At 58.8% G+C, this 13,945-nt stretch carries 12 protein-coding genes, 1 pseudogene and 1 riboswitch; of the genes and pseudogenes, 8 read left to right on the forward strand and 5 right to left on the reverse strand.

What is annotated here, in order from left to right; genetic code table 11:
* Positions 1 to 32: 32 nt before the first annotated feature.
* Positions 33 to 128: pseudogene (locus ABX75_RS29625) on the forward strand (hypothetical protein); the annotation flags it as partial.
* A 34-nt stretch (positions 129 to 162) separates the two neighbouring features.
* Here the strand turns inward: ABX75_RS29625 and ABX75_RS07615 are convergent.
* Positions 163 to 1,050, reverse strand: coding sequence for a LysR family transcriptional regulator (locus ABX75_RS07615; protein ID WP_047881704.1), 888 nt, complete (start codon positions 1,048 to 1,050; stop codon positions 163 to 165).
* 92 nt (positions 1,051 to 1,142) lie between these two features.
* On the opposite strand from ABX75_RS07615, the gene ABX75_RS07620 reads away from it, so the two are divergent.
* Both ABX75_RS07620 and ABX75_RS07625 read left to right on the forward strand, forming a co-directional pair.
* Positions 1,143 to 1,556 carry a VOC family protein gene (locus ABX75_RS07620; RefSeq protein ID WP_047881705.1) on the forward strand — a complete coding sequence of 138 codons (414 nt, stop codon included), beginning with the start codon at positions 1,143 to 1,145 and terminating at the stop codon, positions 1,554 to 1,556.
* Positions 1,557 to 1,590: 34 nt separating this feature from the next.
* On the forward strand, positions 1,591 to 2,880 hold the full coding sequence (locus tag ABX75_RS07625) for a cation:dicarboxylate symporter family transporter (protein ID WP_232925757.1): 1,290 nt from the start codon (positions 1,591 to 1,593) through the stop codon (positions 2,878 to 2,880).
* A gap of 55 nt (positions 2,881 to 2,935) precedes the next feature.
* Here the strand turns inward: ABX75_RS07625 and ABX75_RS07630 are convergent, their stop codons facing one another.
* From ABX75_RS07630 to ABX75_RS07640, 3 genes are all read right to left on the reverse strand, one after another.
* On the reverse strand, positions 2,936 to 3,814 hold the full coding sequence (locus tag ABX75_RS07630) for a formate/nitrite transporter family protein (protein ID WP_047881706.1): 879 nt from the start codon (positions 3,812 to 3,814) through the stop codon (positions 2,936 to 2,938).
* Between the two features lie 71 nt (positions 3,815 to 3,885).
* On the reverse strand, positions 3,886 to 5,802 hold the full coding sequence (locus ABX75_RS07635) for a patatin-like phospholipase family protein (protein ID WP_047881707.1): 1,917 nt from the start codon (positions 5,800 to 5,802) through the stop codon (positions 3,886 to 3,888).
* Between the two features lie 97 nt (positions 5,803 to 5,899).
* A complete protein-coding gene (locus tag ABX75_RS07640; RefSeq protein ID WP_034101233.1) occupies positions 5,900 to 6,304 on the reverse strand; it encodes an acyl-CoA thioesterase in 405 nt (134 codons plus the stop codon).
* A gap of 198 nt (positions 6,305 to 6,502) precedes the next feature.
* Positions 6,503 to 6,609: riboswitch (S-adenosyl-L-homocysteine riboswitch) on the forward strand.
* Positions 6,610 to 6,630: 21 nt separating this feature from the next.
* On the opposite strand from ABX75_RS07640, the gene ahcY reads away from it, so the two are divergent.
* The 5 genes from ahcY to ABX75_RS07665 all read left to right on the forward strand — a co-directional run bounded on the left by ahcY (position 6,631) and on the right by ABX75_RS07665 (position 13,121).
* Positions 6,631 to 8,040, forward strand: a complete 1,410-nt coding sequence (ahcY, locus tag ABX75_RS07645; RefSeq protein WP_034101234.1) for an adenosylhomocysteinase — start codon at positions 6,631 to 6,633, stop codon at positions 8,038 to 8,040.
* A gap of 121 nt (positions 8,041 to 8,161) precedes the next feature.
* Positions 8,162 to 9,007 carry a methylenetetrahydrofolate reductase [NAD(P)H] gene (metF, locus tag ABX75_RS07650; RefSeq protein ID WP_034101762.1) on the forward strand — a complete coding sequence of 282 codons (846 nt, stop codon included), beginning with the start codon at positions 8,162 to 8,164 and terminating at the stop codon, positions 9,005 to 9,007.
* A gap of 78 nt (positions 9,008 to 9,085) precedes the next feature.
* Positions 9,086 to 10,165: a hypothetical protein gene (locus ABX75_RS07655; protein WP_034101235.1), complete on the forward strand. Its 1,080-nt coding sequence runs from the start codon at positions 9,086 to 9,088 to the stop codon at positions 10,163 to 10,165.
* A 64-nt stretch (positions 10,166 to 10,229) separates the two neighbouring features.
* A complete protein-coding gene (locus ABX75_RS07660) occupies positions 10,230 to 11,021 on the forward strand; it encodes an ABC transporter substrate-binding protein (protein WP_047881708.1) in 792 nt (263 codons plus the stop codon).
* A 222-nt stretch (positions 11,022 to 11,243) separates the two neighbouring features.
* Positions 11,244 to 13,121 carry a DEAD/DEAH box helicase gene (locus tag ABX75_RS07665; RefSeq protein ID WP_034101237.1) on the forward strand — a complete coding sequence of 626 codons (1,878 nt, stop codon included), beginning with the start codon at positions 11,244 to 11,246 and terminating at the stop codon, positions 13,119 to 13,121.
* A gap of 216 nt (positions 13,122 to 13,337) precedes the next feature.
* On the opposite strand, the gene ABX75_RS07670 is transcribed toward ABX75_RS07665, so the two are convergent.
* Positions 13,338 to 13,916, reverse strand: a complete 579-nt coding sequence (locus ABX75_RS07670; RefSeq protein ID WP_034139649.1) for a YceI family protein — start codon at positions 13,914 to 13,916, stop codon at positions 13,338 to 13,340.
* Positions 13,917 to 13,945 lie beyond the last annotated feature (29 nt).

Raw genomic sequence — 13,945 nt, forward strand, 5'->3', positions numbered from 1 at the left:
CCCCCATTCCCCCCAGCGTCCAAGCACCCCGGATGCTTGAACTTGTCGCCGCCTTTATTTACCTCACAACCCTGCTCACCTATATGGGCTTCCGCTTTATCGGCCTGCCGCCCACCATCGGCGTGATGCCGAACCTCAGTGAAGTGACGGGGATTTACGTCGCTACACAACACGTTTGCCTGAGGGCGCGCTGCAATTGCGCAGGTATTCAAGCAAGTGCCGCATCGCCAGTGGGCGGCGCGGCGTCGAGCTATGCATGATGACCAGATCCCGCGCATAGCGTGGCGCATCGTCGACCGGCAAGACACACAGGCCATTGCCAGACATCCCTGCCCACTGCGGTACCAGTGATACCCCCATGCCTTGGGCAACCAACATGACGATGGTTTCCAAGGCATCCAGCTCACACAACACCTGCGGGTCAAAGGACTGTTCATCGAGGAAGCGCTGTGCAATCTGCCCACCCCACGAACGAGCGTCGTACCGAATGAATGAACGCTCGCGCAGCAATGCTTCTAACGTTTGCGTGCCCCACTCAGCCGGAGCAATCAGGATCAAAGGCTCAGCCCGCAATAAGGTCGTCGCCAAAGCCTTGGGTGGCTGAAAGGGAGGCCTGACAAGAATCGCAGCGTCCAGCTCCTGAGCCAGCAATCTCTCATAGAGACTTCTGGAGTCTCCTGGTGTGATCTTCAGTCTCAGCCCAGGTGCCGAAAGGGCCAGGCGCTCGATCACCGCCGGTAAAACGCCGGTCAATGCCGTCGAAATGGCACCGATCTTGATCTCTCCCGATAAGCCATCCTGGCTCAGATCCTCCTGCAATTCACGCGCCTGCTTAATGACTGCTTGAATTTTTGGTAACAACAATAGGCACTGGTCCGAGGGCCACGCGGCATGCGCAGTGCGCATAAGCAGCGTGCACCCCAACGTCCGCTCAAGCGCTTTGACTCGTTGGCTGATCGCCGCTGCACTACGATTTTCGCGGCGCGCGGCCGCAGCAATGGAGCCGGCTTCAATGACTGCGACCAGACTTCTCAGGAATCGAACATCCATAAGTTTTCCTTTCGCTCAGACCAAGGCGAACCCGTTTTACCCGGATACGCGGCCTGTTTAATTTGAGAGCTCCCCCACACGGAGCACCCCCCATGAACAGACCTTTCCACGCTGCATATCATGTCTATGACCTAAACCAGGCGCGGATTTTTTATCGAGATGTTTTGGGCTGTACGGAAGGCCGTAGCAGCGAGACCTGGATCGACTTCGATTTTTTCGGGAACCAACTTTCACTGCACCTGGGCACGCCGTTTCCCACCACGCGTTCCGGGCTGGTGGGTGAGCATCATGTGCTGATGCCGCATCTGGGCGTGGTGTTACCACTTGAGGAGTGGTTGACGCTTGCCGACCGTCTTACCCGCCTGGGTACATGTTTCGAGATTCCGCCAGTGACCCGATTCGCTGGCGAGCCAGGCGAGCAACGCACGATGTTTTTTCTTGACCCCAGCGGCAACCCCATCGAGGTGAAAGGGTTCAAAAACTTCGCCGGGCTGTTCGCTCAATAAATCCCTGATATCTACAACAATAAGGGCAACCCCCATGACCACCAAAAAACCAACCAGCCTTGTGACTCGCATCATGATCGGCCTGGCTGCCGGGATAATCGTCGGCATCCTTCTCAACCAGTTTCCCGAACACAAGCTGTGGTTCATTGACAATTTGCTGCAACCGGCAGGCGACTTGTTTATCAAGCTGATGAAGATGATCGTCGTGCCTCTGGTCTTCGCTTGCATGACAGTCGGCATTGCTGGCATGGGAAATCCCGCCGCGTTGGGACGCGTCGGCGTGAAGACCTTCGTTTACTTCTTCACGATCACCAGTGTTGCAATCGTCTTTGGCCTGATCGTTGGAAACGTCGTCGAGCCTGGCTCGGGGGCCGAATTTGGCAGTGCTTTGCAGACGCCAGTCACAGAGCTGGCCGCCAACGGCAAAACCCAGAACCTGGGGCAAACGCTATTGGCGATCGTACCGGATAACATCGTCTTGGCCATGTCACAGGGCAAGCTGCTCTGCGTGCTGTTTTTCGCCATCCTGTTCGGTTGCGCCTTGTCTATGCTGCCCGAGCAGCGCAAGGCCCCCTTGATCAGTGTGATGCAGGCCATCTCCGACACCATGTTCAAAGTCACCCATCTGGTCATGCATTACTCGCCAATCGGCATTTTCGGGCTGATCGCAGTCACCATCGCCAGCTTTGGCCTCAGTGCCTTGCTGCCACTGGCCAAACTGATCGGCACGACTTATATCGCAGTGCTGTTATTTGCATTGTGTGTATTGGGCGCAGTTGCACGCCTGGCGGGGATCGGCTTCTTCCACTTGGTGCGGGAGATACGCAGTGAATTGTTGCTGGCCTATAGCAGCGCCGCTTCAGCGACAGTGATGCCTCAACTGATCGAGAAAATGGAGCGCTATGGTGCACCACGCCCGATTACCAGCATGGTTATCCCACTGGGCTACTCGTTCAACCTGGATGGCGCATCTCTTTTTGCTGCGTTGGGTACATTATTCATTGCCCAGGCGTATGGCATCGACCTGAGCCTGGCGGATCAGGGGATGCTGGTATTGATCATGGTGTTGACGTCAAAAGGCGCGGCGGGCGTGCCGGGTTTCATGTTTATCATCCTTACCGCGACCTTGACTGCGGCGGGTCTCCCCGTGGAAGGAGTGGCGATTATCGCTGGTGTCTATCGCCTGATGGACATGCCGGTCACGGCGCTGAATGTGCTTGGCAACGCGCTGGCGCCATTGGTGATTGCCCGGTGGGAGGGGCAACTGAGGGCACCTGACCGCACAGTTGCCGCCGAACCTGCCAGCACATCGCTGAACGCCTGAAAACTTTAGCCCTAGTGTCCCGCAAAGAGTCTGCATCAGTCTTCGCGGGACGGTATCACCTCCTTTCCTCGCCCTGACGTGCGCCGCAGCGATCAGGGGAACTCAACTTACTCTCGCTGCGAATCTGCGCATGGCTGATCAATGCAAAGATAAAGCTGCCACCGATGATATTGCCGGCCAGGGTTGGGCCGGCAAACACCAGCCAGAAGTCATGCCACGACAGTTCGCCGGCAAACACTAGGTACGAAACCTCTGCAGAGCCCACCACGATGTGCGTGAAATCCCCCAGGGCCATCAGGTAGGTGATCACAATGATGATCCACATCTTGGCGCTTTCCATCGACGGGATCATCCACACCATGGTGGCAATCATCCAGCCCGAGATGATGCCCTTGGCGAACATCTGGCCGGCGTCGTTTTCCATGACCTTTCGGCCGATCTCCAGGAAGGCCTGATCGGTCTTGGTGTCAAAAATAGGCAAGTGCAGCATCACGTAGGCCACCAGCAAGGTGCCGCACAGGTTGCCCACCAACACCACCGACCACAGCCGCAACAAGCGCCCGGCATTGGCCAAAGTCGGCTTGCTCATCACCGGCAGCACGGCGGTCAGGGTGTTTTCCGTAAACAATTGCTGGCGCGCCAGGATCACCGCGAGGAAACCTGCGCAATAGCCGAAGCTGGCGATGACCTTGAAAGCTTCACCGTCGGGCAGGCGCGAATTGAGCAATCCCATGGCCATCAACGACAGCCCCATGGTCAGGCCGGCGGCCAGCGCCGACCACCATAGGGCGGCGACGCTGCGCTCCAGTTCCTGATCGCCTTGGGTGCGGATAATTTCGTGCAGCACCGCCGCGCGGGGTGGTTGGTTCTCGTCGACATCCTGCTGCTCTTCCTGCGACAGGTTCGGAGTTTTACCGTCTTCGTGTGTGGCCATGATTTACCAAAGTCCAAGGGATGCCTTTAGCTACGACACGCCGTGACAGTGGCTGTTCAGTGGCCAGGCAACTAAACCGGTAGACGCCAGGCTTTGGCCGCTTCCACAGTGGTAGAGCGAAACGGGACACTCCAGGGTTTATTGCGCGCCTTGTAATGTTTGACGATGCCGTCGAGCACGTTATTGAACGCCTGTGGCGTCTGCGCATCTGCCAAGTCACGGGCTGCACGTCGCAGCAGCTCGATGTTGGATGCCGGCTGGCCCGGACGATAGAGCGACGGATAAATGACTTCCCGCGTAAAGTTTTCGGCTTTTACCGCCAGATCATTCCTTTTCATCTGTGCAACCGCGCTTTTCATCACCTTGGACATCGCGGTGTTATCGCCAACTGACGCTTTGCTCATCATTTGCAGGAGCTGCTGAAAATTAGGCTTGTCGGCTGCGTTGAGGCGCCGCCCCAACCATTCGACATACTCAGGGCCTCGCGCCAGCGCATCCAAGTTACGCAACGCCCTCGCGATCTTGGGTGTCACCGTCAGCTTGTCACCGGCCTGATTGGCTTCGGCAATGGCGACATTCAGCGCTTGCAGCGCTTGCGTTGCACCATTACGAAACATCAGCACATCCTTGGCGGCGGGATCCTTCTTCAGATCATGCTCAACGCTCGCCAGCATGTCATCGTCCATGGCCAATACAGCTTGGTCCAATGACTCAAATTGATAGCGCTCACGTAACTGCGCACGCCTTTCCAGGTGCGCGCCTACCGCTGCACGCGCCGACGCCTGCAGGTGCATTTTCTGATCGTCGGTCATGGTGAAATTAACCGTGCCACCCAGCAGGCCGCGAAAATCGCCCTTTTCGGACTTCAGCGGTAACACGACAGTCTGATCCGCTTGGGCCTTGAGCTTATCTTCCTGATACCCCTCAGCAGCCGCATGGGGAATTCCCAGGATCCTATCGACCACGTCACTCCAAAAACCGCCGCTCGTTGCAGGCTTCGGATTATCGGGTTCGAACTTGACAACCAACGACTCGGTCTTGCTCAGAGAGGGCTCTGAAGAAGGCGGATCAATCACCGCAGAAGACGGTGTATTGACCAGCAGCCCACCATCCTGGAATGCCGTTTGTTCAGCATGTTCCTGAAACAGATGGCCTTGCTCCTTCGGGCTTTTGAATAGGCCAGGCAGTGAGCCGGATATATGAGCCGCACGGGCAATGTCCATGTCAGGGGTGGTGCTGGCATTGAAGACCACCAACTGCGGTCGGCCATCGAACATGCCGACACCCGTAATATTGAGCTGCTTGACCGCCGGAATGTGGCGGCTCAACACCGCAAGATCATTAAAAGTCGGCCCTTCCCCTGCGCTGAGCCGGTCGGAAATCTTCATGACTTCATCTGGCCGGTTTTCCCGAGATGCCCCTGCGATCTGCGCCAACAGCGACTTACGCGCTTGATCGCCAATCAAATCCTCCAGAGGCTGCGCTTCGGTCTGCAGGCGCGGAATCAGAGTGAACAGTAATTGCGCGATGTTTCCGGCCGGCCCGGGTAAGCGCTCCGCCAACTTGCCAAGTTGAGCACTGGCCTTCTGTAACTTTGCGGTAAGAGAATCTTTGCTGCTCAGCAATTCAGGCAAGTTGAGGCTGTTCGATAGTTTTTCGAATGTCTTGGCATCCATGCCACTGGCGAGCAGCGCAGCGGAGATAGCGCCAGCCGAAGAGCCGGAGATGACTTTGACCCCGCCCATTGCCTTGTGGTCTTCAAGCGCCTGGACCATGCCCGGAAATGCAATACCCTTTGCCCCACCACCACTCAACACCAGATGTGCAGGCGGTGGCGGCGACAAGGTCACTTCCACCTGCCCATCGCTGGCGCGAGCAAGACTCATCTTGCGCTCGCCTACGTGCTTGACTAGAAATGCCTTTGCATCCTTATCGACGTTTTCAGACCGTTGAGGCTGAAAAATGGCATTAGAACTGGATATTTTCATACACGACTCTCTCTACAGGGTGAACCCTGAGTGAAGCGAGAGCCTGGGATAGGTCCATCCGGAATAATTTGGCAATGCAAATCAACCCGGGCTGAGGTTATTCAGGCGGGCTGTCTTCCTTGAACTGATCCTTCACGTACTTGATCTCGGTCCGCCCATGGGGCGCCGGCAGCCCGTCTTCGCCCAGATTGACGAATACCATTTTCTCCACGGTGAGGATGCTTTTGCGGGTGATCTTGTTGCGCACTTCGCAGGTCAGGGTAATCGAGGTGCGACCGAATTCAGTGGCGGTGATACCCAACTCAATGATGTCGCCCTGGCGCGAGGCGCTGACAAAGTTGATTTCGGAGATGTACTTGGTGACGACCCGCTGGTTGCCCAACTGGACAATCGCATAGATCGCGGCTTCTTCGTCAATCCAGCGCAGCAGGCTGCCACCGAACAGTGTGCCGTTGGGGTTGAGGTCTTCAGGTTTTACCCATTTGCGGGTGTGGAAGTTCATGGTCACTCCAAAGCGTCTTGCCGAATGATGGGCAACATCATGGCAGAGGCCGGGCCCAAGCTCTATGAACCATTGCCTATAGCGGCCATGAGCGATCTTCATGCCGGTGACGGAAAGGCTTGGGAAGTCTGGAATGCGCAGCTATAATCCCACCCGTTTCAAAACGGTCATCTTCAATTGTTACCGTTTTCCCGCCACCTGTCCGAGGGGCGCTGCAGCAGGTTCAACCTGTCAGGCTCGGATGGGGCGTTGTCCGGCCTGGTTGCCCTGGCCTGATACTAAACGCACAACGGCGCCCATTCGCACACTACGAATGGAGGCTCTTCATGAGCGCTGTCAACACGCCTGCAGATTTCACCGACTACAAAGTCGCCGATATGTCCCTCGCTGCCTGGGGCCGTCGCGAAACCTTTATCGCCGAATCCGAAATGCCTGCCCTGATGGGCCTGCGTCGCAAGTACGCCGCCGAGCAACCGCTCAAAGGCGCGAAGATCCTCGGCTGCATCCACATGACCATTCAGACCGCCGTGCTGATCGAAACCCTGGTTGCCCTGGGTGCCGAAGTGCGTTGGTCGTCCTGCAACATCTTCTCGACTCAAGACCAGGCCGCCGCCGCTATCGCTGCTGCCGGTATTCCGGTGTTCGCCTGGAAAGGCGAGACCGAAGAGGAATACGAGTGGTGCCTGGAGCAAACCATCCTCAAGGATGGCGCGCCATGGGATGCCAACATGATCCTCGACGACGGCGGCGACCTGACCGAGTTGCTGCACAAGAAATACCCGCAGATCCTCGATCGCGTCCATGGCGTGACCGAAGAAACTACCACCGGCGTACACCGCCTGCTGGACATGCTGGCCAAGGGCGAGCTGAAAATCCCGGCCATCAACGTCAACGACTCGGTGACCAAGAGCAAGAACGACAACAAGTACGGCTGCCGTCACAGCCTCAACGACGCCATCAAGCGCGGCACCGACCACCTGCTGTCAGGCAAGCAAGCCCTGGTGATCGGCTACGGTGACGTGGGCAAGGGTTCGTCCCAGTCCCTGCGTCAGGAAGGCATGATCGTTAAAGTGTCCGAAGTCGATCCGATCTGCGCCATGCAGGCCTGCATGGACGGTTTCGAAGTGGTTTCGCCATTCATCGACGGCGTCAACGACGGCAGCGAAGCCAGCATCGACAAAGCCCTGCTGGGCAAGATCGACCTGATCGTCACCACCACCGGTAACGTGAATGTCTGCGATGCCAACATGCTCAAGGCCCTGAAAAAGCGCGCCGTGGTGTGCAACATCGGTCACTTCGACAATGAGATCGACACCGCTTTCATGCGCAAGAACTGGGCATGGGAAGAAGTAAAACCTCAAGTGCACAAGGTTCACCGTACCGGCGCTGGGGAATTCGATCCACAGAATGACGATTACCTGATCCTGCTGGCCGAAGGCCGCTTGGTTAACCTGGGCAACGCCACCGGCCACCCAAGCCGCATCATGGACGGCTCCTTCGCCAACCAGGTGCTGGCGCAGATCTTCCTGTTCGAACAAAAGTACGCCGACCTGTCGCCTGCCCAGAAAGCCGAGCGCCTGACCGTGGAAGTACTGCCTAAGAAACTCGACGAAGAAGTGGCCCTGGAAATGGTTCGCGGCTTCGGCGGCGTGGTGACCAAGCTGACCAAGACCCAAGCCGATTACATCGGCGTGACTGTCGAAGGTCCGTTCAAGCCGCACGCTTATCGCTACTAAGTAACCGGCTGGTCCGTCTGTAGGACGGGCTTGCTGTGGTCGCAGAGCAATCTCCTGCGCCATAACAAGCTCGTTCTTGCAGCGTTCACCTTCGGCTTTATGAGTTTCAAAGGGTATGACCATGTCCCAAGACCGTCGCTACAGCTTCGAGTTCTTCCCGACCAAGACCGATGCTGGGCATGAAAAACTGATGGCCACTGCCGCGCAATTGGCCAGCTACCAACCCGACTTTTTCTCCTGCACCTACGGTGCCGGCGGCTCGACCCGCGACCGCACGATCAACACCGTGTTGCAGCTGGAAAGCCAGGTCAATATTCCCGCCGCACCGCACTTGTCGTGCGTAGGCGACAGCAAGGCCGACCTGCGCGGCCTGCTGACCCAGTACAAAGACGCCGGGATCAAGCGCATCGTCGCTCTGCGTGGCGATTTGCCGTCCGGTATGGGCATGGCCAGCGGTGAGCTGCGCCACGCCAATGACCTGGTGAGTTTCATCCGTGAAGAAAGCGGCGATCACTTCCATATTGAAGTAGCTGCTTACCCGGAGATGCATCCCCAGGCGCGCAATTTCGAAGACGATTTGCAGAATTTCGTGCGTAAGGCGAACTCCGGCGCGAACAGTGCGATCACCCAGTACTTCTTCAACGCTGACAGCTACTTCTACTTTGTCGAGCGTGTACGGGCTCTCGGTGTGGATATCCCAATCGTGCCGGGCATCATGCCGATCACTAACTACAGCAAATTGGCGCGTTTCTCCGACGCTTGCGGCGCAGAGATCCCACGCTGGGTTCGCAAGCAACTGGAAGCCTATGGCGACGACGTCAAGAGCATTCAGGCGTTCGGCGAGCAGGTTATCACCGAGATGTGTGAGCGTTTGTTACAAGGTGGCGCACCAGGGTTGCACTTCTATACCCTGAACCAGGCTGAACCCAGCCTTGCCATCTGGAACAACCTCAAGCTGCCACGCTGAAGTCTTTCCGGCTGAACCAAGGCCCTCGTTTCGACGAGGGCCTTTGTCGTTTTACATGTCCACGGAAACCCGCAGTCCATGAATACAGTGCCTACGACTTCCCGCCCGCAGTTGGTCTATCTGGTTTTCGGTGCGCAGACCTACCACCAGGAAGCCGTGTTCAGCATCGCCAGTGCCCTGGCGTTTCTGCAGGAAACCCCCGATGCCGTGGATATTCAGGTATTCAGCGACGACCCCGAGCCCTATCGCCTGCTGCCCGTACGCGTGCGCCCGCTGGACGAGGCCACGCGTAAACGCTGGTGCGAGCCCCACGGTTATCACTTCCGCACCAAACATGTAGCGTTGCGCCAGGTGCTTGAAGAGTCGGCGGTGGCGCTGCTGATCGACACAGACACCTTCTTCCATCGCTCCCCCCTTGAACTGTTCGAGCGCGTGCAGCCGGGCACGCTGCTGTGCAACGCTTTCTACACCCAGTACGGTGAAAACCGCGAGAGCATCCTCTATACCGCCCTGCACCAGCGTCTGCTCGACATGGGCGTGGCCGACGATCAGATGATGACGCTCAACTCCGGGGTCATGGGACTGACACAGCAGGATGCCCCGATTCTGGATCACTCCATCGCCTTGATGGATGAACTGTTCCCCCATGCCCAGGGCGCGTACACCTTGGAAGAGTTCTGCCTGTCGATCGCCGCTTACCGTACGGTCAAGGTGCGCGAGTGTCCGGACCTGATCCATCACTACTGGAGCCGCAAGCAACTGTTTCGCGCCAAGGTCAAAGCCTGGATCGCCAAGCACCAGTCGGCGCCCACCAGCGCTCAAGCCCTGGCCGATACCCGCCAGGTCTCCGCCCACCTGCCACGACCACCACGCATGCAGCGCCTGATGTACAAGATGATCACGCTGGTCCTGCCCAAGCACCAGCAACAGTTCATTCGCGAAATCCTTTACGGCTGCTACGAGCACGAGAATGAATTCGACCAGGCATGTGGCCCGGTCTGGTGGGACAAGGCACGACAGAACCAGGAAGAGCGACAGAAACACCCGATCGACGCTCACCAATTGGAACATTGGTTTGCCAATCCCGTCGTCCGCTTGATTCTCGGTGAGCGGCGTACCGCGATCTACGAACACTTGATGACGTCTCCGGCCAAATAACGCTATCCGCCGGATGCGCATGCCAGAGCTTCTCTTTAACGCAGTGGCATCGTAACCTCAGGGCATGCACGCCCTTCTGAAGCTGTTGACCGCTGCGCTTTTCACTTGCCTGAGTCTGGCCGCTTATGGCGAGAAATTGCGCATTGTCACCGAGCCGTGGGCACCTTATGTGTATGAAGACCAGGGCGCCATGTACGGGCTGGACTATGAAACCACCGTCATTGTGTTCCAGCGTCTCGGGGTCGAGGTACAGTGGCAATTCCTGCCCTGGAAACGCTGCCTGGCGATGTTGGACCAAGGCCACGCCGACGGCGCGCTGGATATTTTCCACAGCCAGGCGCGCGACGCCCAGTTGCTGTACCCCAGCGAACCGCTGTCGGACGTGGACTTCGTGCTGTTCTATGCCAACGAGCGCCCCCACCCGGCGCAGCATCTGGATGACCTGCGCGGGCTGACAGTGGGCACCTCGCCGGGTTACCTGTACGGGGCTGAATTCAGCGATTCGGCGCTGTTCAATCGCGAATCGGCGCCGAGCCACGAGGCGAACTTCGGCAAATTGCTGCTGGGGCGTATCGATCTACTGATCACCGATCGCCGGGTCGGCCAGCATCTGATCAAAACATTGGGCCTGGAGGGCAAGGTCAGCCAGGCGCCGCTGGTGGTCAGCCGCCAACCGCAGTTTCTGGCCGTACGCCGTGGCGCGGGCATGGACCTGCTGGTGCAGCGTTTTGCTGCCGAATTAAAGCGTTTCAAACAAGAGCCTGACTATGCCGCCTTGAGCGCCCGATACGGCGGAATCCCCGGTATTGCAGCTGCAGAACGCACCGTTGAGCAGCAGGAAAGCAGCGCGCCGTGATTGCTCTGTTATACTCCGGCCTTTCCGCCAGGCTTACGCCCGGCCGCTGAGGTCTTGAAAAAGGCACCCAACCCCGCTACAGCGCAGCTTTGCAGCCCGCGCGAGCCGGTGGAGTGCTCGCCAGACGCAGCAGGACCGGACGGGATTTCGCTCCCCTAAGCGCCATTCACGCCCGGCAAGATTATCCCTTTGGGCCAAGCCCTAACTAAAACAGGATTACTCATGTCCTTTGCTTCCCTCGGTCTCTCCGAGGCTTTAGTCCGCGCCATCGAGGCGGCGGGCTATACCGAGCCTACTCCCGTGCAACAGCGGGCCATTCCCGCCGTGTTGCAAGGTCGCGACCTGATGGTCGCAGCCCAGACAGGTACTGGTAAAACCGGCGGTTTCGCCCTCCCGATCCTGGAGCGGTTGTTCCCCAACGGTCACCCGGACAAATCCCAGCGTCACGGCCCGCGCCAACCGCGCGTACTGGTCCTGACCCCTACCCGCGAACTCGCCGCCCAGGTCCATGACAGCTTCAAGCTGTATGCCCGCGACCTGAAGTTCGTCAGCGCCTGCATCTTCGGCGGCGTCGGCATGAACCCTCAGGTTCAGGCCATGTCCCGTGGTGTCGACGTGCTGGTGGCGTGCCCCGGTCGTTTGCTCGATTTGTGCGGCCAGGGCAGCGTCGATTTGTCCCACGTAGAAATCCTCGTGCTGGACGAAGCCGACCGTATGCTCGACATGGGCTTCGTCCATGACGTGAAGAAAGTCCTCGCCCGCCTGCCGGCCAAACGTCAGAACCTGCTGTTCTCGGCAACGTTCTCCCAGGACATCACCGCCCTGGCCGGCAAGCTGCTGCACAACCCGGAGCGCATCGAAGTCACGCCGCCGAACACCACGGTCGAGCGTATCGAGCAACGCGTGTTCCGCCTGCCCGCCAGCCACAAACGCGCGCTGCTGGCCCACCTGATCACCGCTGGCGCCTGGGAACAGGTGCTGGTGTTCACCCGCACCAAGCATGGCGCCAACCGCCTGGCCGAGTACCTGGACAAGCACGGCCTGACCGCCGTCGCCATCCACGGCAACAAGAGCCAGAACGCGCGCACCAAAGCCCTGGCCGACTTCAAGGCCGGCACCGTGCGTATCCTGGTGGCCACCGATATCGCCGCCCGCGGCCTGGATATCGACCAATTGCCACATGTGGTCAACTTCGAGCTGCCGAACGTCGATGAGGACTACGTGCACCGTATCGGCCGTACCGGCCGCGCCGGTCGTTCGGGCGAAGCCATCTCCCTGGTGGCGCCGGACGAAGAAAAACTGCTGAAAAGCATCGAGCGCATGACCAAGCAGAAAATCGCCGACGGCGACCTGATGGGCTTCGATGCCAGTACCGTAGAAGCCGAGAAGCCTGAAGCGCGCGAGCGTCCCGATGTGCGTAACCCACGCAACCCGCGCGGTCCGAAGGGCGATGGCCCGAACGGCGGTGGCGGTGGCGGCGGTCGTCGCGATAAGGGCAAGGACAAGGGCAAGGAAAAATCCGCCAGCAACGGCCGTGGCGAACGCCCGGCCCGCGAGCAAAAGCCCCGCGAAGGCACCCCGGCCCGCGAACAGCGCCAGCCGAGCCAACCGCCACGCGCCGCCGCTGACCGCGCTCCGGACGAGTTCCTCGACGACGATGTGGATAACTTCGGTAACCGCGTTGACTACGTGCCTCAGGCCAAGCCGGCCCAGGGCCGTGGCCGTCGTCCAGGTGCTCCGGCACAGGGCGCGGGCGCAGGCGCTCCTCGCGGCGGTCAGCCACAGGGCGGCCGTCAGAATGGTCCGCGTAACAGCAGCGGCGGCACCACCGGCACCCCGCCAGCCAAGCGCAACGGCCCGCGTAACGGCGCTCCGCGTGATGGCCAGGCCCGTCGCGAAGACTCGCGTAATCGCCGCCCGGCCCGTGACGACCAGCCACGTTCCTCCGAGCCAGCCGTGCAGAACCCGCGTGGCGGCCCCGCTCCGAAGATTATCCACAAGGAGTCGAAGGTCGATCGTTTCCCGACTCCAGAGCAATTGGATCAATTGCCCGGCCGTCCTCGTGGCGAAAAACCAGCGTTGCTGACCCGCAACCGCTGAGTTTCTACGCAGCATAAAAAATGCCCCGCTCTTTCGAGACGGGGCATTTTTTTGGGCTCAACAAACTAAATATGGGAGGAGGCTTACCCCCGATAGCTGTGTATCAGTATCAACAGGCAGACCGAGCTGCCACCAGTAGCAAGCGCCCTCCCACACTGAGCGTATTCCAGATACAAAAAACCGGATCCTGAGATCCGGTTTTTTAACTACGCAGAATTACTTCTGCTTCACGCCTTCCAGGGAGATATCCAGATCCAGGGTCTGGGAGGACGGGCCTGGGCCTTTGATGCCGAAGTCGTTCAGGTTCAGCGTGGTCTTGGCGTTGAAGCCGGCACGCTCGCCGCCCCATGGGTCTTTGCCTTCACCGTTGAACGTGGCCTTGAAGGTCACCGGCTTAGTCACGCCGTGCAGGGTCAGGTCGCCGGTCACGTCAGCAGTTTTGTCGCCGGTGGATTTAACGGCGGTGGACACGAACTTAGCGTCAGCGAACTTGGAGACGTCGAGGAAGTCTTTGCTGGCGATGTGCTTGTCACGCTCGGCGTGGTTGGACCACAGGCTGGCGGTTTTCACGTCGACTGCGATTTTGCTGGCTTCTGGCTTGGCCGAATCCCAGCTGAACGTGCCATCCCAATCCTTGAAGGTACCGTGGATGAAGCTGTAGCCCAGGTGGCTGATTTTCCAGTCGATGAAGGCGTGCTGGCCTTCTTTGTCGATCTTGTAGTCAGCCGCCATGACCTGGCCTGCGGACAGTAAAGCAGTACCGATTGCCAGTGCAGCGAGTGTCTTTTTCAACATGCTTTCTATTCCTTGTGAGTCGAGGTTGA

It is taken from the genome of Pseudomonas sp. ARP3 (genome assembly GCF_001029595.1).
In the GTDB taxonomy this organism is placed as follows: domain Bacteria; phylum Pseudomonadota; class Gammaproteobacteria; order Pseudomonadales; family Pseudomonadaceae; genus Aquipseudomonas; species Aquipseudomonas rhodesiae.

What these genes read in the sequence shown, in the direction of transcription:
- ABX75_RS07615 (WP_047881704.1), bottom strand. Translation starts at nt 1,050, where the DNA reads ATGGATGTTCGATTCCTGAGAAGTCTGGTCGCAGTCATTGAAGCCGGC.
- ABX75_RS07620 (WP_047881705.1), top strand. Translation starts at nt 1,143, where the DNA reads ATGAACAGACCTTTCCACGCTGCATATCATGTCTATGACCTAAACCAG.
- ABX75_RS07625 (WP_232925757.1), top strand. Translation starts at nt 1,591, where the DNA reads ATGACCACCAAAAAACCAACCAGCCTTGTGACTCGCATCATGATCGGC.
- ABX75_RS07630 (WP_047881706.1), bottom strand. Translation starts at nt 3,814, where the DNA reads ATGGCCACACACGAAGACGGTAAAACTCCGAACCTGTCGCAGGAAGAG.
- ABX75_RS07635 (WP_047881707.1), bottom strand. Translation starts at nt 5,802, where the DNA reads ATGAAAATATCCAGTTCTAATGCCATTTTTCAGCCTCAACGGTCTGAA.
- ABX75_RS07640 (WP_034101233.1), bottom strand. Translation starts at nt 6,304, where the DNA reads ATGAACTTCCACACCCGCAAATGGGTAAAACCTGAAGACCTCAACCCC.
- ahcY (WP_034101234.1), top strand. Translation starts at nt 6,631, where the DNA reads ATGAGCGCTGTCAACACGCCTGCAGATTTCACCGACTACAAAGTCGCC.
- metF (WP_034101762.1), top strand. Translation starts at nt 8,162, where the DNA reads ATGTCCCAAGACCGTCGCTACAGCTTCGAGTTCTTCCCGACCAAGACC.
- ABX75_RS07655 (WP_034101235.1), top strand. Translation starts at nt 9,086, where the DNA reads ATGAATACAGTGCCTACGACTTCCCGCCCGCAGTTGGTCTATCTGGTT.
- ABX75_RS07660 (WP_047881708.1), top strand. Translation starts at nt 10,230, where the DNA reads ATGCACGCCCTTCTGAAGCTGTTGACCGCTGCGCTTTTCACTTGCCTG.
- ABX75_RS07665 (WP_034101237.1), top strand. Translation starts at nt 11,244, where the DNA reads ATGTCCTTTGCTTCCCTCGGTCTCTCCGAGGCTTTAGTCCGCGCCATC.
- ABX75_RS07670 (WP_034139649.1), bottom strand. Translation starts at nt 13,916, where the DNA reads ATGTTGAAAAAGACACTCGCTGCACTGGCAATCGGTACTGCTTTACTG.